Annotated in this window: 16 protein-coding genes; 2 read left to right on the top strand and 14 right to left on the bottom strand. The window is 62.6% G+C overall.

Annotated elements, in window-relative coordinates:
* Positions 1-18 precede the first annotated feature (18 nt).
* From GH983_RS00175 to GH983_RS00130, 10 genes are all read right to left on the bottom strand, one after another.
* Positions 19-1,074: a PhoH family protein gene (locus tag GH983_RS00175; protein WP_054149138.1), complete on the bottom strand. Its 1,056-nt coding sequence runs from the start codon at positions 1,072-1,074 to the stop codon at positions 19-21.
* Positions 1,075-1,113: 39 nt separating this feature from the next.
* Entirely contained in the window at positions 1,114-2,508 is a 1,395-nt protein-coding gene (gene miaB / locus GH983_RS00170; protein ID WP_153761306.1) for a tRNA (N6-isopentenyl adenosine(37)-C2)-methylthiotransferase MiaB, read from the bottom strand.
* 57 nt (positions 2,509-2,565) lie between these two features.
* Complete coding sequence (locus GH983_RS00165) at positions 2,566-3,360, bottom strand: lysophospholipid acyltransferase family protein (protein WP_069043953.1); 795 nt, start codon at positions 3,358-3,360, stop codon at positions 2,566-2,568.
* 33 nt (positions 3,361-3,393) lie between these two features.
* Positions 3,394-3,822 carry a Fur family transcriptional regulator gene (locus GH983_RS00160; RefSeq protein WP_006728031.1) on the bottom strand — a complete coding sequence of 143 codons (429 nt, stop codon included), beginning with the start codon at positions 3,820-3,822 and terminating at the stop codon, positions 3,394-3,396.
* A gap of 44 nt (positions 3,823-3,866) precedes the next feature.
* Positions 3,867-4,364 carry a GNAT family N-acetyltransferase gene (locus GH983_RS00155; protein ID WP_054149140.1) on the bottom strand — a complete coding sequence of 166 codons (498 nt, stop codon included), beginning with the start codon at positions 4,362-4,364 and terminating at the stop codon, positions 3,867-3,869.
* A gap of 1 nt (position 4,365) precedes the next feature.
* On the bottom strand, positions 4,366-5,013 hold the full coding sequence (gene tsaB / locus GH983_RS00150; RefSeq protein ID WP_054149141.1) for a tRNA (adenosine(37)-N6)-threonylcarbamoyltransferase complex dimerization subunit type 1 TsaB: 648 nt from the start codon (positions 5,011-5,013) through the stop codon (positions 4,366-4,368).
* A 21-nt stretch (positions 5,014-5,034) separates the two neighbouring features.
* On the bottom strand, positions 5,035-5,598 hold the full coding sequence (locus tag GH983_RS00145) for a NifU family protein (RefSeq protein WP_054149142.1): 564 nt from the start codon (positions 5,596-5,598) through the stop codon (positions 5,035-5,037).
* A 100-nt stretch (positions 5,599-5,698) separates the two neighbouring features.
* On the bottom strand, positions 5,699-6,190 hold the full coding sequence (locus tag GH983_RS00140; protein ID WP_054149143.1) for a universal stress protein: 492 nt from the start codon (positions 6,188-6,190) through the stop codon (positions 5,699-5,701).
* Between the two features lie 73 nt (positions 6,191-6,263).
* Positions 6,264-7,328 carry a tryptophan--tRNA ligase gene (gene trpS / locus GH983_RS00135; RefSeq protein WP_054149144.1) on the bottom strand — a complete coding sequence of 355 codons (1,065 nt, stop codon included), beginning with the start codon at positions 7,326-7,328 and terminating at the stop codon, positions 6,264-6,266.
* Positions 7,329-7,408: 80 nt separating this feature from the next.
* Positions 7,409-7,837, bottom strand: a complete 429-nt coding sequence (locus GH983_RS00130) for a VOC family protein (RefSeq protein ID WP_153761305.1) — start codon at positions 7,835-7,837, stop codon at positions 7,409-7,411.
* 250 nt (positions 7,838-8,087) lie between these two features.
* Between GH983_RS00130 and GH983_RS00125 the strand changes: the two genes are divergently transcribed.
* Positions 8,088-8,507, top strand: coding sequence for a DUF882 domain-containing protein (locus GH983_RS00125; protein ID WP_054149146.1), 420 nt, complete (start codon positions 8,088-8,090; stop codon positions 8,505-8,507).
* On the opposite strand, the gene murJ is transcribed toward GH983_RS00125, so the two are convergent.
* The 3 genes from murJ to mutS form a co-directional block, all read right to left on the bottom strand.
* Positions 8,498-10,108, bottom strand: a complete 1,611-nt coding sequence (murJ, locus tag GH983_RS00120; RefSeq protein ID WP_153761304.1) for a murein biosynthesis integral membrane protein MurJ — start codon at positions 10,106-10,108, stop codon at positions 8,498-8,500. The genes GH983_RS00125 and murJ overlap by 10 nt on opposite strands.
* Positions 10,109-10,111: 3 nt before the next feature.
* On the bottom strand, positions 10,112-12,937 hold the full coding sequence (locus GH983_RS00115; protein ID WP_153761303.1) for a [protein-PII] uridylyltransferase: 2,826 nt from the start codon (positions 12,935-12,937) through the stop codon (positions 10,112-10,114).
* A gap of 90 nt (positions 12,938-13,027) precedes the next feature.
* The gene (gene mutS, locus GH983_RS00110) at positions 13,028-15,679 is read right to left on the bottom strand and encodes a DNA mismatch repair protein MutS (protein ID WP_246727598.1); all 2,652 of its coding nucleotides are present in this window, start codon (positions 15,677-15,679) and stop codon (positions 13,028-13,030) included.
* A gap of 198 nt (positions 15,680-15,877) precedes the next feature.
* On the opposite strand from mutS, the gene GH983_RS00105 reads away from it, so the two are divergent.
* The gene (locus GH983_RS00105) at positions 15,878-18,163 is read left to right on the top strand and encodes an NADP-dependent malic enzyme (protein ID WP_054149173.1); all 2,286 of its coding nucleotides are present in this window, start codon (positions 15,878-15,880) and stop codon (positions 18,161-18,163) included.
* Here the strand turns inward: GH983_RS00105 and GH983_RS00100 are convergent.
* Positions 18,160-19,077, bottom strand: coding sequence for a LysR substrate-binding domain-containing protein (locus GH983_RS00100; RefSeq protein WP_153761301.1), 918 nt, complete (start codon positions 19,075-19,077; stop codon positions 18,160-18,162). The genes GH983_RS00105 and GH983_RS00100 overlap by 4 nt on opposite strands.
* Positions 19,078-19,152 lie beyond the last annotated feature (75 nt).

The raw sequence follows: 19,152 nt of genomic DNA, 5'->3' as shown, positions 1-19,152 counted from the left end.
TTTGATCGCAGAGCGGGCTTAGTGCTCGCTCTGCTCGCTCTCGTCCTGTACCTTGTACTTGGCGTCATAGGCCTGCACGATGCGGCCGACAAGCGGGTGGCGCACCACATCCGTATCCTTGAAGCGGACGACCGACACGCCCTCCACGCCCTTGAGCACCTGCAAGGCCTCGACGAGACCTGAGGTCACGCCGCGCGGAAGGTCGACCTGGCTCGGGTCGCCGGTGATGATCATGCGGCCGTTCTCCCCGAGACGGGTGAGGAACATCTTCATCTGCATCGAGGTGGTGTTCTGCGCCTCGTCGAGGATGATCGCGGCATTGGCCAGCGTCCGTCCGCGCATGAAGGCGAGCGGGGCAATTTCAATGACGCCAGCGGTGATGGCGCGTTCGACCTTGTCGCCGGGGATCATGTCGTAGAGCGCGTCATAGAGCGGGCGAAGATACGGATCGACCTTTTCCTTCATGTCGCCGGGCAGGAAGCCGAGACGCTCGCCAGCTTCGACGGCCGGACGGGTCAGGACAATGCGATCGACAACGCCGCGCTCCAGCAACTGGGCCGCATGGGCAACGGCGAGATAGGTCTTGCCGGTGCCGGCAGGACCAACGCCGAAGACCATTTCCGATCGTTCGAGCGCGCGCATGTAGGCGTCCTGGGTCGGGGTGCGGGCGGCAATCGTCTTCTTGCGCGTGGAAATCTGCGCCATCGAGAGCTTGGCTTTGCGCTCCATCGTCGGAAGAGAAAGCTGATCGTCGGCGGCCACCGCCATGCGGATTGCCCCTTCGACATCCGAAGCGTCGACCGAGACGCCGCTCTGCAGGCGGGCATAGAGGAAATCGAGTGCGCGTCGGGCCTGGTTGGTGGCCTGCAACTCACCCGTGATGGCGACAGAATTGCCACGGGCGCGGGCTTCGATCTGAAGGCGCTGCTCGAGAAGTTTCAGATGTTGGTCGAATTGACCGAAGAGCTCGCTCGCAAGCCGGTTGTTCTCGAACGTCAAGATGAAGTGATTGGCGTCGGTCGCAGTTGTGCGGACATTGCGCGAGGGTGAAGAAACCACTTCTGTTGCGTTCAAGCGATCAGGCTCCTGTTCGATCAGGTTCAGGCCCTCACTCTAACCCTCTGCCACCTCGGCAAACAAGCTGTTTGGGCCGGCTGCGGTGATTCGTACCTGTATAATGTCACCGATTTGCGATGACTTTGCATCAACATTCACAGACTGCAGCCAGGGCGAACGGCCGATGAGCTGTCCCGGCATGCGGCCCGGCTTCTCCAGAAGCAGATCGATGGTCTTGCCGATCATCGACTGCATGAAGGCTTGCTGCTGGTCGAGCAGCAACGCCTGCAGCCGTGCCAGGCGTTCCGTCTTCACATCCTCGGCCACGTGATCGGGCAGGTCGGCGCCGGGTGTGCCGGGACGTGTCGAATACTTGAACGAATAAGCCTGCGCGTAGTTCACTTCGCGAACGAGATTCATTGTGTCCTCGAAGTCCTGATCCGTCTCGCCCGGGAAACCGACGATGAAATCGCCCGAAAGCGCGATGTCTGGACGGACAGAGCGGATGCGCTCAATCAGGGCGACGTATTCGGAGGCCTTGTGGCGCCGGTTCATGGCCTTGAGGATCCGGTCGGAGCCGGACTGCACCGGCAGATGCAGATAGGGCATCAACATGCGCAGGTCGCGATGTGCCTCGATCAGACGGTCATCCATGTCGCGCGGGTGGCTGGTGGTGTAGCGCAAACGGGCGAGACCGGGGATTTCCGCCAGCTTGTAGAGGAGGTCACCGAGACCGATCGCCCTGCCCTCTCCATCCTCGCCATGCCAGGCATTGACGTTCTGGCCGAGCAGTGTCAGTTCGCGCACGCCTGAATCGACGAGGCGACGGGCTTCGGTCAGCAATTGGGAGAGCGGGCGGGAGACTTCCGAGCCACGGGTATAGGGCACCACACAGAAGGTGCAGAACTTGTCGCAGCCTTCCTGAACGGTGAGGAATGCCGTGACCGAGCGCGGCTTGCCAACGACCTTGGTCGGGTCCGGCAGATGCTCGAACTTGTCTTCCAGCGCATATTCGGTATCGACCACGCGCTCGCCGGCGCGGGCCTTGTGCAGCGCCTGCGGCAGACGGTGATAGGTCTGCGGGCCAATGACGACGTCAACGGCCGGCTCTCGACGGGAAATCTCCTCGCCCTCGGCCTGTGCCACACAGCCGGCGACGCCGATCATGAATTCCTTGCCTTCCGCCGCACGCACCTTCTTGTGCTCACGCAAGCGGCCGAGCGCCGAATAGACCTTTTCGGCGGCCTTCTCGCGGATATGGCAAGTGTTCAAGAGGACGAGATCGGCCTCTTCCATGACCTCGGTCGGGGAATAGCCATCCGCCGCCAGGGCATCGGCCATGCGGCCGCTGTCATAGACGTTCATCTGGCAGCCATAGGTCTTGATGAAGACCTTGCGCGTGTTGGCGGCCGGCGCCGGGGTTTCGGAGAGGGTCGCGGTTTCCTGGGTCATGGCGCGCTATTTAGTGGTTTTCGGGCCGCGATTAAACCGAAAAATTGTCTGTAGGGCTCAGCGACCGTGACGGCCGCGCAGATGGGCGAGCAGCATCGAGCGCAACTGCTCCTCAATACGGGTGGCAAGAGTCTTGCGGCTGTCGCCCTTTTTGAACTCCACCGTCTCTCCAAAGGTGACATCGACATCGATGGCCCCTGCACGCAGGACGCCGAGCAGATGCTCCACCAGGCCGATGTCGCCTGGCCAGCCAGCGATCGGCCGGTGATAGCGGCCCATGGGCATGCCCTGAACGCGGGTATAGGCGATCGCGACCGGCTGGACATGTACCACCGCGTCGTCTTCGGGTGGCAGGGCGGCTGCGGCCGCCCCAAAGAGCGAGGACTTGATGCCTAGAATACGATTGCCATCGGAGGTCGTACCTTCCGGGAAGAGCACGACGATTTCGCCATCGGCCATGCGGGCCGCGATCTCGTTGACCTGGTCACCGGTTCGGCGCTTTTCTTCCCGCACGACGAAGATGGTTTTCTGCAACCTTGCCAGGAAGCCGAAGACGGGCCAGGAAGCGACCTCGGTCTTGGCGATGAAGGTGACGTCGGCGAGGGAACCGAGGACGAGAATATCTTTCCAGGAGGCGTGATTGGCGGCGATCATCAGCGGACGGCGGGTGTCGAGCGCGCCGTGGACATGGACGCGGATGCCGAGGAACCAGAGGGCCAGACGGTGCCAGTGGTGCGGCAAACGCCGGCGAAGCGGCCAGTCGAAGCGCAGTGCCAAAAGCTGGACCGGGATCAGCAGGCCAGAGACCACGAGCAGTACGATCAGATAGAGCCCGACCCTCAGCCAGTTGATCACGCGGGCCTCACTGGCATGGCGGGCATTGGCTCACTTCTCGTCTTTCGACAGCGGAATGCCATAGAGCTCAAGGCGGTGACCGACGAGGCGGAAGCCGTGTTCGCGGGCAATGCGCTCCTGGAGCGCTTCGATTTCCGGAGAGTGGAATTCGACGACGGTGCCGGTCTTCAGGTCGATCAGGTGATCGTGGTGTTCTTCCGGCACAGTCTCGTAGCGCGAGCGTCCATCGCGGAAATCGTGGCGCTCGATGATGCCGGCGTCTTCGAAGAGTTTGACGGTGCGGTAGACCGTCGAGATCGAGATTTTGGCGTCGATCTTGGAGGAGCGACGATAGAGCTCCTCGACATCCGGGTGATCGTCGGATTCTTCGAGGATGCGAGCGATGACGCGGCGCTGCTCGGTCATGCGCATGCCCCGCTCGGCACACAGCGCTTCCAACGATTTCAGGGCGTCATTCATGGTGTCAGCATATCCGCAGAAGGTCGGTTCGTCCAACCGACCGGTTAGCGAAGATCACGGCGCATGACAAGCGCAGAGGACCGGCGGCCGTTTTCGTCGGTGTAATAGGCCGGACGCTCGCCGGCCTTCTCGAAGCCGAGCTTGCGGTAGAGGCCAAGGGCTGCGTGGTTGCCGTCATCGACCTCGAGGAACATGGATTCACCGCCCCTCGCCTTCGCCTCGCGCAGAGCCGCCTGCATGAGGCGCCAGCCGAGGCCGAAGCGGGCGACCTTGTCGCCGACGGCAATCGTCAGGATCTCCGCCTCGCCGGCCACTTCGCGGGAGAGGACAAAGCCGGCCAACGGCGCCTTGAAGACCAGCGTATTGGTCTGCCAGGCAGCAAAGCCGAAGCTGTTGGGCTGGAGGAGCAGGCTGAGGAACTCGCCATCGCCCCAGGCGCGGGGGAAGCGCTGGGCATGCAACTCGGCCACTGCACGGCAGTGTTCGGAGGTCATGGGCACGATTTCGAATTCGGGCTGGCGGTAGAACAGGCTGTCGCGCATGTCAGGCTCTCGATACGGCAAATCCCGTCTGCGGTTTCGCATCCGGTCCGCGCAGATAAAGCGGCTTCGGCTTGCCCTGAGCTTTCGCCGTTGCTGAAATGCGCGCGACGATCTCGATCGGATAGTGATCGGGGGCGGTTTCAGCCTCGTGGTCGGCGGCGAGAGCCGAGGCCGAACCGACGAGCACCGTGCCCGGAATGGCAGCTCGGGCGAGATAGTCGTCGAGCTCCAGCAGTAGTGGCTCGCCCTGAGGCGCACCGTGTTCGAAGCTCTGGGCATATACCTGATCGCGATGGGCGTTGATCGCGGCCAGCACGGGCTTTTCCGGTTCGGATGCGGTCTGCGCCAGCACTTCGAGTGTCGAGACGCCGACGCATTCCACGCCGAGCGCGAGAGCCAGGCCACGGGCCGCGGCAACACCGACACGGATGCCGGTGAAAGAGCCGGGTCCGACGGTCACGCCAATGCGCTCGATATCGCCGAGCGTCAGCCCGGCTTCGGCGAGCGCCTCGTCGATCATCGCCATTAGCCGTTCGGCATGGCCACGGCCGATTGTTTCGCTAACGCGACCGAGAATGGTGCCGGCATCAGAATCAAAAACGGCGGCTGCGCAGTCCACACCCGCCGTGTCGATCGCAAGAACGATCATGTCGTCTCCAGTCCGGTCAAATCAGACCGCTTCGACTTCCTGCACTTCCGGTACGAAGTGGCGCAGCAGGTTCTGCACGCCATGCTTCAGGGTTGCCGTCGAGGACGGGCAGCCAGCGCAGGAACCCTTCATGTTGAGGAAGACTTTGCCGTCCTTGAAACCGCGGAAGGTGATGTCGCCGCCATCCTGGGCGACGGCGGGGCGGACGCGGGTCTCGAGCAGTTCCTTGATGGTCGCCACGATCGTCTCGTCGCCGGCATCGAAGAATTCCTCATCGCTGTCGTTCTGTGCTGAGGTCGAGGCCGTGCCCATGACCGGGGCACCGCTCATGAAATGCTCCATAATGGTGCCGAGGATCGCCGGCTTCAGGTGATGCCATTCGGGGCCGTCCTTGGAGACAGTGACGAAATCGTAGCCAAAGAAGACGCCGGTAACGCCCGGGATCGCGAAGATGCGTGCCGCAAGCGGAGAAGCGCTCGCGCTGGTGGCATCGCGGAACTCGGCGGTGCCGGTTTCCATGACCACCTTGCCGGGGAGGAATTTCAGGGTCGCCGGGTTCGGCGTGGCTTCGGTCTGGATGAACATGTTGGCCTCCGGGCGGTGAGTGCACCGCTAAAGATTAGAATGTTTCAAAAATAGACCCTGCAGGCTCCATCTTCAAGACGTGATCGGCAGGATGCTCAAATTAGCAAAGCGCGTCGATTTCTTCATTGGTCAGCGTATCCGGCAGGACCGTGACCGGGATAGGGAAAGCGGCAGCCCGACCGGCGATCATCGAGACCAGAGGGCCCGGACCGTCCTTGGTCGAGCCTGCGGCCAGAACGAGGATCGCGATGTCGCGGTCTTCTTCGATCAGACTATTGATCTCGGGATAGGCGCTTCCCTCGCGGATGATCAGCTCAGGCTCGATGCCGATGGTATCGCGTACCGTCTGGGCAGCCTTGGCCATGATGGCTTCGGCCTCTTCCCGGGCTTCTGCCCGCATGATCTCCTCGACACCCAGCCATTGCTGGAAATCACCTTCCGGGATCACATAGATCAGCACCAGTCCGCCATTGGAATTCTTGGCGCGGCGGCCGGCATAATGGACCGCACGCGAGCATTCCGGGGTGTTGTCGATCACCGCCATGAACTTGCGGCGGTGACCTTCAAGACGTGACAGACGCGTTGAAACCATAGAGAACCCCGCCGCCGGACTGATAACATGTGACGCGGGCGGGCTCCGGGCGGACCCGCCAGCGACCGAGACCTTATCGCACGAAGCCGATGATGTCGCGGACTTCGTTCATGGTCTTTTCGGCGCGGGTGCGGGCACGCTCGCCGCCGTCCCGGAGGACCGCATCAATGTGACCGGGGTCTTCCATGAGACGACGCATCTCGGCATTGATCGGGCCCAGTGCCGCGACCGCCAAATCGATCAGTGCCGGCTTGAAGACGGAGAACTGCTGGCCGCCGAACTCCGAAAGAACATCCGCTTTGGAGCGGTCCGCGAGCGCTGCGAAGATGCCGACGAGGTTGTCGGCCTCCGGGCGACCCTTGAGGCCATCGACTTCGCTCGGCAAGGCATCCGGGTCGGTCTTGGCCTTGCGGATCTTCTTCGAGATGGCGTCCTGGTCGTCCATCAGGTTGATGCGCGAAAGGTCTGATGGATCCGACTTCGACATCTTCTTGGTGCCGTCCTTGAGGCTCATGACACGGGGCGCCGGGCCATCGATCAACGGCTCCACCATCGGGAAGTAAGCATGTACCGGCTCTTCGCCAACCTTGATGTCGATGCCGAGGCCCGTCGGCTTGATCTTGTCATGGAAGTCCAGGTTGAACTTCATGGCGATGTCGCGGGCGAGCTCCAGATGCTGCTTCTGGTCTTCACCAACAGGCACATGGGTCGCGCGGTAGACGAGTATATCTGCGGCCATCAGGCTCGGATAGGCATAGAGGCCGAGCGAGGCCTGCTCGCGGTCCTTGCCCGCCTTGTCCTTGAACTGGGTCATCCGGTTCATCCAGCCGATCCGGGCGACGCAGTTGAAGATCCAGGCCAGTTCCGCGTGCTGCGGCACCTGGGACTGGTTGAAGACGATGTGCTTCTTCGGGTCGATGCCGGCGGCGAGGAAAGCCGCGGTGATCGAGCGGATCTGGGTCGCCATGTCCTCGTGGACGAGCTGGGCCGTCAGCGCATGCAGGTCGACGACGCAGTAGATGCAGTCGTTGTTTTCCTGGAGCGCGACGAACTTTCTGATGGCACCGAGGTAGTTTCCGAGATGGAGATTGCCGGTCGGCTGAACGCCGGAGAAAACCAGCGGCTTGAACTCAGTCATAATAATCCTCAACAGGCTGGTGGAGGGCCCGATCATCTGATCGCGTCGGTCAGGGCTTATGCACGGCGAGCGGGGCGCAATCAAGCGGTCACTTTGGCGGAGACCGAGGGGTCGGCTGGCGCCGGCTCGATCAGGTCCCAGAGATTGCCGTAGAGATCCTGGAAGACGGCGACGGTTCCATAGACTTCATGGCGCGGCGCCTCCTGGAAGACGACACCCGCCTTCACGAAGCGTGCCTGGTCGCGGGCGAAATCATCCGTTTTCAGAAAGAAGCCGACGCGGCCACCGGCCTGGTTGCCGATCGCGGCACGCTGGGCATCGTTCGACGCCTCGGCGAGCAGAAGCGAGGCGCCTTCGGAACCGATTGGACGGACCACCAGCCAGCGTTTGCCGTCGGGCATCTGGGTGTCCTCAAGGCACTCGAAGCCGAGGGCATCGCAATAGAAGGCCTTGGCCCGATCATAGGTGTCCACGACCAGACTGACGAGAAAGAGGCTGTTTCCGCTCATGAAATCGCACTTTCGGTTTGATGTGTGATCAAGACGCCCTCGATGTCACGCATAGGGAAATTTCCTCCCGGAATCGAGTGGTTTAGGGAATGAATTCGCGATGTGACAAGACCGCGATTCGCGAGCTGACGTGGGCTCGAAAAGCAGAAACGAGCAAAGCGCACCAAATTTGACACATTTCGGGGAATAAAAACCCGCCGAAAGCGATCTGGATCGCTCCAAAGAACAATCCCATTCCAGAAGGTCACTCATGCGCACTTTGTTTCGCGTCGCGCTCGGCTGCGTTCTTTCGCTCTGTCTCCTCTCCCCCGTCGAGGCCGTGGAGAAGAAGAAGCGACACTTTTTCATGAAGCACGATACTGCTGTCGCCTACACGCTGCAGCGGGTCAGCGTCAAAGCCAACTGCTTTCCCGACGAATTGAAGGCGATCCTGGCCCATATTGCCAAGAAGACCGGCAAGAAGCCGGTCGTAACCTCAGGACATCGCCCGCGCTCCGGCCGCTCGCAGCACAGCCATTGCTTTGCAGCGGACATTCGCGTGCCCGGCGTGCCCGAGAAGAAGATCGTGGCCGCCGCCCGCAGCGCCCCCGGCATCGGCGGCATCGGGCGCTACTGCAACGGCATCGTGCATGTCGATATCGGACCGAAGCGGACCTGGACTTACTGCTGACCCGGGTCGGGTGAGGTCGTTGCGGCCTCGTCAGCCGTTTTCTTCCTGCGCTGGAGGCTGCGACGGACCAGGCGCCAGTCCGCACCGCCGATCAGGAAGGCGATGCCGAAATAGACCGGCATGGCGATTGCGATCAGCCCTCCCAGCGCCAGCAACTGATCGAAGAGCGGGCTTGATGGTGAAAGCCAGGCAGCCCAACGATCGGAGAGGTAGACGAGCAGCCCGGCCATGATGGCGGAGGCGATGATCAGACGCAGGGTGCGCGTGAGCAGTGACCACTCGAAAACGAGGTGGCCCCGCCATAGCAGCACCGAAAACAACAGGATGGTGTTGGTCCAGCCGGCGGCAGCCTCGGCCATGGCAATGCCGCTCTCCTCGAAGATCGGGAAGAGCGTGATGGCAAGCCCCGTGTTGAGCGCGACCGACACTATGGTGAAACGCATCGGCGTCTTGGTGTCTTCGCGGGCGTAGTAACCCGGCTGAAGCGCCTTGATCAGCACGAAGCCCGGCAGGCCTATACCGTAGATCGCAAGGATCGAGGCGACGACGGCGGTGTTCTGTTCGGAAAAGGCGCCGCGCTCGTAAAGCACCCGGATGATTTCATCGGAGAGCACCCAGATCGCGGCAGCGGCCGGCAGCGTCAGGAAGAGAACGAACTCGATCGAGCGGTTCTGAAGCCCCTTCGCCTCGTTCATGTGACCGCCCTTCAACGCGCGCGCGAGTTCCGGCAGCAGGACGACGCCGACGGCGACCCCTACGACGCCGAGCGGCAGCTGATAGATGCGGTCGGCATATTGCAGGGCGGAGATTGCCCCCTCTTTCGTCGAGGCAATCGCCTGGCCGATGAGCTGGTTGATCTGGGTGATGCCGCCGGTGATGGCAGCGGGAACGGCGAGCACCAGCAGGCGCTTGACGTTGGGGGTAAAACGCGGACGCTTGAAGCCGATGCGGATGCCGGCATTGCGCACGCCGAGATAAACGACGGCCATCTGCAAGAGGCCTGCCCCCAGCACGGACCAGGACAATGCCCAGGCGGTCGCAGCGGGATCAGCGCCCGTCCACAGAGCCCAGCCAAGCGCACCGATCATCAGCACATTCAGAAATACGGGCGCGATGGCGGCTGCAAAGAAATGATGCAACGAGTTGAGCATGCCGCTCAGCATGGCCGTCAATGACATGCACATGAGATAGGGGAACATGACGATCGCGAGGCGGACCGTCAGGTCGAACTTCTCCGGGTCATCGGCAAAGCCCGGCGCGATGATCCACTGGACCAGTAGCGGCATGGACAGCTGCATGCCGATGGTCAGGATCAACAGGACCGAAAAGAGAACTCCGAAAACCTCTTCGGAAAATCGCTTGGCGCCATCAATGCCATTCGCCTCGATCTCCTTGGCGAAGAGCGGCACGAAGGCAGCGTTGAAAGCGCCCTCGGCGAAGAGGCGGCGGAAGAGATTGGGGAAGCGGAAGGCGGCATAGAAGACGTCGGCAACCGGGCCTGTGCCGAGTGCCGCGGCCATCAGGGTTTCGCGGGCGAAGCCGAAGATGCGGCTGCCGAGCGTCGCCCCACCGACCGTCATGAATTTCTTGACGAGGCTCATTCCTCAGGCCCGTGCCTTTTTCGGCGCCGGCGCTGCGCGGTGTGGCTGGGCGATGATGCCCGAGGGCATGTTGTCCTTGAGCTCGTCCGGCTGTTCGGTCATCACCGGCTTCAGGCGATTGGCAATATTGGCCTGCCGGTTCTCGTTGGTCACCTTCTGTCCGACGAGGTCGGTGACATAGAAGGTATCGATGACCTTTTCCCCGAAGGTGGTGATCCGTGCCGAATGAATGTCCAGCGACAGGTCCGACAGGACTGCGGTGATCTCGGCAAGGAGACCGATGCGGTCGAGGCATTCCACCTCGATAACCGTGAACTTGTTGGACAGCGCGTTGGAGATTCGGACATCCGGCTGAACCGGAAAGGTCTTGTTCCGCTTCTTGCCCTTTGTGCGCGTGGCAATGACCTCTGGCAGGCGCTTACGGCCCGACAGCACGTCCTCGATCATCTTGCCGATGGTGGCCGCGCGGCGGGTTTCGTCCTCGTCGATCGGGAACTCCCGGTTGATCAGGATCGTATCGAGGGCCCGGCCGTCCGAGGTCGTGAAGATCTGGGCATCGGCGATGTTGGCGCCGGCCGCCGCACAAGCGCCGGCGATGATCGACAGGAGACGTGGATGGTCAGGAGACAGCACGGTGATCTCGGTGATCGCGTGGAACTGGTGAGTGCGCACCATGGTCGCCAGCGCCTGGCCCGACTTGTCGGTCTGACGGATGAAATGGGCGTGGCGGACCTGGTCTTCGAGATCGACCGAGAGCAGGTAGGGCTCGTAGTGCAGCTTGGTATAGGTGCGCTGGTCCTTCTGGCTCCAACCTTCGAGCGCCTGGCTGAGCTGCTCGGCGGCATGCTTGGCGCGTTCCTTGCGCGAGACCTGGGAGAAGCCGCCTGACAGCAGCAGTTCGGTCTCGTAATAGAGCGTGCGCAAAAGCTGGCCCTTCCAGCCATTCCAGACACCCGGGCCAACGGCCCTGATATCGCAGATGGTCAGAACCAACAGCATCTTCAGCCGGTCGAGAGACTGCACCTTTTCGGCGAAGTCGGTGATGGTCTTGCGGTCGTGCAGGTCGCGCGTCTGAGCCACCATCGACATCAGCAGATGCTGGTCGATCAGCCAGGCGACCATTTCGGTCTGCTTGGGCGAGAGGCCGAGACGCGGGCAGAGCTTGCGGGCGACCTTGGCGCCGGCGACGGAGTGATCCTCCTGGCGGCCTTTGGCGATATCGTGCAGGAGGATCGCGACATAAAGCGTCTGGCGATCCTCGATTTCCGGCATGATCTTGTTGGCGAGCGGATGGATCTCCTCCGCCTTGCCGTTGTCGATCTCGGAGAGCACCTCGACCGTGCGGATCAGATGCTCGTCGACGGTATAGTGATGATACATGTTGAACTGCATCATCGAGACGATCTTGCCGAATTCCGGCATGAAACGACCGAGCACGCCGGCCTCGTTCATGCGCCGAAGGATGAAACCCGGATCCTTGCGTGAGGTCAGGATCGAGAGAAACAGGCGGTTGGCCTCTTCGCTTTCGCGGAAATCATTGGTGATCAGCGACAGCGAGCGGGTGACGGCCTTCAAGGCATCAGGATGGAATTCGAGCCCGTTCAGATCCGCCACGTGGAAGAGGCGCATGATCGACATCGGGTCCTTCTTGAAGACGCCGGGATCGGCAAGCGCAATACGGCCGCGATCATCGATGAATTCGCTGGCGCCGGGGATCTTGCGCGGGCGGTTGGCAAAACGGCCGATCATGCCACCGATACCGGGGGCGGCCTTGGCCTGCTGGTCTTCAAGTGCTGCCGCAAAGATGCGGGTGAGATCGCCGACGTCTTTTGCCACAAGGAAGTAGTGCTTCATGAAGCGCTCGACGGCGGAAAGACCCGGGCGCGCCTGATAGCCGAGGCTCTTGGCGATCTCCGGCTGGATATCGAAATACAGGCGCTCTTCCGGCTTGCCGGTCAGATAATGCATGTGGCAGCGAACCGCCCAGAGGAAATCGTCAGCCTTCTGGAAAAGGCGCCACTCGTGGCGGGAGAGCACGCCGAGACGCACCAATTCGCCGGTGTCGCGGACATGGTAATTGTATTTGGCGATCCAGAAGAGGGTCTGCAGATCGCGCAAGCCCCCTTTGCCTTCCTTGACATTGGGCTCGACGAGGTAGCGGCTGTCGCCAGCCTTGCGGTGCCGCTCGTCGCGTTCGGCAAGCTTGGCGGCGATGAATTCAGGCGCAGTACCGGTCGTTACCTCCTGGTCGAAGCGGCGCTGGAGCTCGGTGACCAGAGCCTCGTCGCCGCAGATATGGCGGGTTTCGAGGATCGCGGTCCGAATGGTCATGTCCGTGGTTGACAGGCGGATGCACTCCTCCACCGTGCGGGTGGCGTGGCCGACCTTGAAGCCGACATCCCACAACAGATAGAGGACGAACTCGACCGCCTTGTGCATGGCGGGACCAGCCTTCGGCGGCAGCAGGAAGAGCAGGTCGATGTCGGAGCCTGGCGCCAGGGTTCCGCGGCCATAACCGCCGACGGCGGCGACGGCCAGACCGTTGGCGTCCTTCGGATAGACATGGGTGCGGGCGAAATCGAAGATGACCGAGATCAGCTGATCCTGGATCCAGGAAATCCGGTTGGCGCAGTTCATGCCGCTGCCGTCTTCGAAAAGCTTCAGCCGCGCCTGTTCGCGGGCCTCGGCAGAGGCCTTCTTCAGGATCGGCAGGAGCTTCGAGCGGGTCTCCAGCATATTGCCGCAGCCAGCCTCCGCGATGGTTTTGCAGGACGCACGGAGCGCGTCGATGTCGAGGAGATCGTCGAAGGCAAGCTCTGCTGTGGCCATGGGTGCGGCATCATCTCTTGGGACCGGGGAATCAACCGGATCGGTGGCGCTATAGCGCTTTTCGGGCGCGATTGACAGGCACTCTACCGGTCAAGGCTTGCCAAGTTGTTTCTTCAGATCATAGAGCGCATCCAGCGCCTGGCGAGGCGTGAGATCGTCAAGATCGAGTGAGCGCAAGGCCTCCTCGACCTTCGACGGGCCGGATTTCTGGATCTCCTCGCGGCGCACGGCGACCTGGAAAAGCGGCAGATCATCGATCAGCTGGGCGGCAGGGTTCTTGCGGTCGCTGTCTTCCAGGCGGGTCAGAACTTCCCGAGCACGGGCAACGACGGCAGCCGGCAGGCCGGCCAGACGGGCGACCTGGATACCATAGGAGCGATCGGCGGAACCGGGGCCGACCTCATGCAGGAAGATGACATCGCCGTCCCATTCCTTGACCCGCATGGTGACATTCGACATGCGGGCGAGTTTTTCGGACAGCGCCGTCAGCTCGTGGAAATGGGTGGCAAAGAGCGAGCGGCAGCGGTTTGCCTCATGCAGGTGCTCGACGGCGGCCCAGGCGATGGAGAGGCCATCGAAGGTGGCAGTGCCGCGACCGATTTCGTCTAGGATGACCAGCGAGCGATCGGTGGCCTGATTGAGGATGGCCGCCGTTTCGACCATCTCGACCATGAAGGTGGAGCGGCCGCGCGCCAAATCGTCGGAGGCGCCGACGCGAGAGAAGAGGCGATCGACGATCCCGATATGGGCGGCGCCGGCGGGCACGAAGGAGCCCATCTGGGCAAGGATGGCAATCAGCGCATTCTGGCGCAGGAAGGTCGACTTACCGCCCATGTTGGGGCCGGTCAGCAGCCAGATGGCGCCGGGGCCCTTGGTATCGTTGGGCGAGAGATCGCAGTCATTGGCGATGAAGGGGCTGGCGGCCTGGCGGCGCAGAGCCTGCTCGACCACCGGATGGCGGCCAGCGGTGATGGCGAACATTCTGCTATCATCGACCAGCGGGCGGCAATAGCCCTGCTCTTCCGCCAAGGCCGCGAGGCCGGCTGCGACGTCGATCACCGCAAGCGCCCGGGCCGCGGCTTTGATAGGTTCTGCGGCGGAGACCACCTGGCTCACCATCTGATCGAAGGCTGCGAGTTCGAGCGAGAGTGCCTGCCCGGCGGCGTTCGCAATCCGGCTTTCGAGATCGGCGAGTTCGGTGGTGGTGAAGCGCATGGCGTTTGCCATGGTCTGGCGATGGATGAAGCGGGCCTTGGCTTCGTCGCCCTCGGTCATCGGACCGGCATTGCCGGCGGTTACCTCGATAAAATAGCCGAGCACATTGTTGTGCTTGATCTTCAGCGACTTGATGCCGGTTTCCTCGGCATATTGCAGCTGAAGGCCGGCGATCACACGTCGGGACTGGTCGCGCAGCGCGCGCAGCTCGTCCAATTCCTGGATCGCGCCATCGCGCAGGAAGCCGCCATCGCGCTTCAGAAGCGGCAGTTCCTCGGCGAGCATCGCGGCCAGGCTGGAGCCAAGATCGGCGGGCAAGGCTGCGAGGTCGGCAAGGGCTTCGAACAGTTCCGCTGGCAGGCTTGATGGGTGCAGAAGGCGGCCGACCTCAGCGGAGGCTGCGAGACCGGCGACGATGGCACCGAGGTCGCGCGGGCCACCGCGATCGAGCGCCAAACGGGAAAGGGCGCGCGGCATGTCGGGCACGCGCTTCAGGGCGTCGCGGAGGCGGTCGACGAGCAGGCCATCGGCCAAGAGATGGGCGATCGAGTCCTGGCGGTCGGCAATCGCTTCGGGGTCCGTCAGTGGCGACATGAGGCGCTCTGCCAGCAGGCGCGCACCGCCACCGGTGACGGTGCGGTCGATGGCCTTCAGCAGCGAGCCGTTGCGGTCGCCGGACAGCGTCTTCACCAGTTCGAGATTGGCGCGGGTCGCGGGATCAATGAAGAGGGTCGAGGCCGCATTCTGCCGTTCGGGCAGACCGAGCGGCGGGCGCTCGGAGATCTGGGTCTTTTCGACATAGGCGACGGCGGCGGCGGCGGCAGCAATCTCGGCGCGGGAAAAGGCGCCGAAGCCATCCAGCGTCCCGACACCGAAGTAACGGGCGATGCGGCCTTCAGCACTTGCACTGTCGAAGAGCACGCCCGGCTGAGGCACGACGACACGACCGAGCACGTCGAAGGCGGGCTTCAGTTCTTCGTCGTGGAAGAGCGTATCGGGCACGATCAGCTCGCGCGGCTCGATGCGCAGGATGTCCGCGAGCAGGCGCGTCTCGGTGGTCTCCGCGAGGCGGAAGATGCCGGTGGAGATATCGATCCAGGCGAGTGCCAGCTGTGGGGCTGAGCCACCACGGATGCGGGCGAGTGCCATCAGGTAGTTGGATTCGAAGGGCGAGAGGAGTTTGTCCTCGGTGATCGTGCCCGGTGTGACGAGGCGGACGACGTCACGCTTCACCACGGATTTCGAGCCTCGCTTCTTGGCCTCTGCCGGATCCTCGATCTGCTCGCAGACGGCAACGCGGAAGCCGAGCGAGATCAGTTTCTGCAGGTAATCATCGGCAGCATGGACCGGCACGCCGCACATGGGGATATCCTGGCCGAGATGCTGGCCGCGCTTGGTCAGCGTGATGCCGAGCGCGCGGGAGGCGTCGACCGCATCCTCGAAGAACAGCTCGTAGAAATCGCCCATGCGATAGAAGAGCAGGCTACCCGGATTGGCGGCCTTGATCTCGATGAATTGCTCCATCATCGGAGTGGCCGTGGCGCGGCTCTCCTCCGAGGTCAGCTCGGCGACGTTCAGGACATCACTTTGGGTGGCTTGATATAGCGTCACGGGCTCAATGTTTTCTTGAAAAGGAAGTCGTGCAACACTAACGACTTAAGGCGAGGAAAAACAACCAGGATGGGCCGCTCAAGGTCCGCTGCCCACAACAAGGTGAGGGGAAGCATGGCAAATGAGAAGACGACCGGCCGGACGAAAGTCTCGGTGACGGAACAGGAAGCGCTGGACTTTCACTCCCAGGGGCGGCCGGGCAAGCTGGAGATTACCCCGACCAAGCCAATGGCGACGCAGCGCGATCTGTCGCTTGCCTATTCCCCCGGCGTTGCCGTTCCCGTGAAGGCGATCGCTGCCGATCCTGCCACCGCCTATGACTATACGACCCGCGGCAACATGGTGGCAGTCATCTCCAACGGCACAGCGATCCTTGGCCTCGGCAATCTCGGGGCGCTGGCCTCGAAGCCAGTGATGGAAGGCAAGTCCGTTCTCTTCAAGCGCTTTGCCGATGTCGATTCGATCGATCTTGAGGTGGACACGGAGAATGTAGACGAGTTCATCAATTGCGTTCGTTATCTCGGCCCCTCCTTCGGCGGCATCAACCTCGAAGACATCAAGGCGCCCGACTGCTTCATCATCGAAAGCCGGCTGCGCGAGCTGATGGACATCCCTGTTTTCCACGACGATCAGCATGGCACGGCGATCATCGCGGCTGCCGGCCTGATCAACGCGCTGGAACTGACCGGCCGCGACTTCAAGACGACCAAGCTTGTCTGCAACGGCGCGGGGGCTGCGGCGATTGCCTGTATCGAGCTGATCAAGGCCATGGGCTTCAACGGCGAGAACATCATTCTCTGCGACACCAAGGGCGTGATCTACCAGGGTCGCACCGAGGGCATGAATCAGTGGAAGTCGGCCCATGCCGTCAAGACCGACCGGCGGTCGCTGAAGGAAGCCATGGTGGGTGCTGATGTCGTGTTCGGCCTCTCCCAGAAGGGTGCCTTCGCCGCCGACATGATCGCCTCGATGGCTGACAATCCGATCATCTTTGCCATGGCCAATCCGGACCCGGAAATCACGCCTGAGGAAGTGGCCGAGATCCGCTCAGATGCGATCATGGCCACCGGGCGCTCGGACTATCCGAACCAGGTGAACAATGTTCTCGGCTTCCCTTACATCTTCCGGGGTGCTCTCGACGTGCGGGCAAGCCAGATAAACGATGCGATGAAGATCGCCGCCGTCCGGGCGCTCGCCGATCTGGCGCGCGAGGACGTGCCTGACGATGTGGCCGCGGCCTATCAGGGCGAGCGGCCGCGCTTCGGGCCGCAATACATCATCCCCGTACCCTTCGACCCGCGCCTCATTTCGGCAATCCCGGTTGCCGTCGCCAAAGCAGCGATGGAAAGCGGCGTGGCACGCAAGGAAATCGAGGATCTCGGCGCCTATGCGCATGAGCTTTCCGCCCGCCGCGACCCTATCGCGGCCGCGACGCAGCGCATCTACGAGCATGTCCGCAGCCACCCCAAACGCGTCGTCTTTGCCGAAGGTGAAGAGGAGCAGGTCATGCGTGCGGCGATCTCCTTCGTCAATCTCGGCCTCGGCACCGCGATCCTGCTGGGCCGCGACGAGCCCTTGAAGGCGACCGCCGAGCGGGCCGGCATCGATCTCGACCGTCCAGGCATCGAGGTGGTCAACGCCCGCATGTCCACCCGCGTCGAGGCCTATACCGAATATCTCTATGCCCGGCTGCAGCGGAAGGGCTACCTGCATCGCGATGCGCAGCGGCTGATCAACACCGACCGCAACCACTTCGCCGCCTGCATGGTGGCGCTTGGCGATGCGGATGCCATGGTAACGGGCACGACACGCAACTATTCGACGGCACTCGAGGACGTGCGCCGCTGCATCGACACGGCACCCGGCCACCGGGTAATCGGCGTGTCGCTGGCTCTGGCGCGTGGCCGCACGATCGTCGTGGCAGACACCGCCGTGCACGACATGCCGACGGCGGATGAGCTGGCCGATATCGCCGAAGAGGCGGCGGGTGTCGCCCATCGGCTGGGGCTTGTGCCGCGCGTGGCGCTGCTGGCCTATTCCACCTTCGGCCATCCAACCGGCGAGCGCTCCGAGCGGGTGCGGGAAGCCGTGAAGATCCTCGACCGGCGCGGCGTCTCCTTCGAATATGACGGCGAGATGGGGGCGGATATCGCGCTCAATAGCCACCGGATGGAGCAGTATCCGTTCTGCCGTCTGTCGGGCACGGCCAATGTGCTGGTCATGCCGGCGATCCATTCGGCGGCGATCTCGACGAAGATGCTGCAGGAGCTGGGCGGCTTGACCGTAATGGGGCCGCTCTTGATCGGGCTCGAAAAGTCGGTGCAGATTGCCCAGATGGGCGCGAAGGACAGCGACATCGTCAATATGGCAGCGATTGCGGCCTATAACGCGGCGGGTTAAGCGAAGACCGGAGCGGCTTTTGCAAGCCGCTCCATGTCGTCCTCGATCTCGCGCTTCAGCCAGCGCTTGAACTTTTCCACCTTCTCCGAGCGCCTCGCGTTCTCGGCGGTCACGAAGTAGTGGCCGAAGCCGGTTTTGACCGCCGGACCAAAGGGCGCGACTAGCTGGCCGTGCTGCAGCTGATGCGAGGCGATCGTTTGCCAGGCGAGCATCACCCCCTGCCCCGCGATGGTCGCGTCGAGGCAGAGCGAAGCCTCGCTGAAGGTGTGGCGGGCCTTGATCTCAGCGCCTTCGAGACCGACGGCGGAGAGCCAGACATCCCAGGTAAACATGGCCCTGCCATCGATGACCTTCGGCAGGTCGAGGATATCTGCGGGCTCGCGCAGCTTTTCGGCCATGGCCGGGGTGCAGAGCGGGGCCACCCGCTGTTCGAGAATGAGTTCGGCCTTGAAGCCCGGCCAGTGACCCCGTCCGACACGAATTCTGAGATCGACATCTGTCTGCCTGGCATCGGTCAGGCGGTCGTTGGCGTCGATGCGCAGGCTGATCTGCGGGAAACGTTCGGAAAAGTCTGCAATTCGATGCACGAGCCAGCGGGCGGCGAAGACCGGGGCGACCGAAATGGTCAGCAGGCTGTCGTCGCTGCGCCTGGCGAGGGCCACGGCGCCCGAGAGGTGGCGGAAGCCATCCGAGAGGCGTGCCAGCATATCTGTCGCCGTTTCTACCGCGACCATGCCACGGCTCGTGCGCTCGAAAAGCATGCGACCGAGCTGCTGTTCGGTCTTGATGACTTGCTGGCTGACGGCGCCGATGGAGACGCCAAGCTCTTCCGCCGCCGCCTGGAGTGAGCCGAGACGTCCCACGGCTTCGACGGCGCGCAGGCCGTTCAGATGCAACTGATTGAGGTTCTTCATATAGGAAAACTATAATCGGTCGAGGCAAAACTCAATTGAATTGTGCAAGCCAGAAGCTGAGGATCAAGCCTCGTT

Source organism: Agrobacterium sp. MA01 (genome assembly GCF_009650195.1).
Lineage (GTDB): Bacteria > Pseudomonadota > Alphaproteobacteria > Rhizobiales > Rhizobiaceae > Allorhizobium.
Note: the sequence above shows the minus strand (reverse complement) of the source record. Positions and strands in the feature narration are given on the sequence as shown.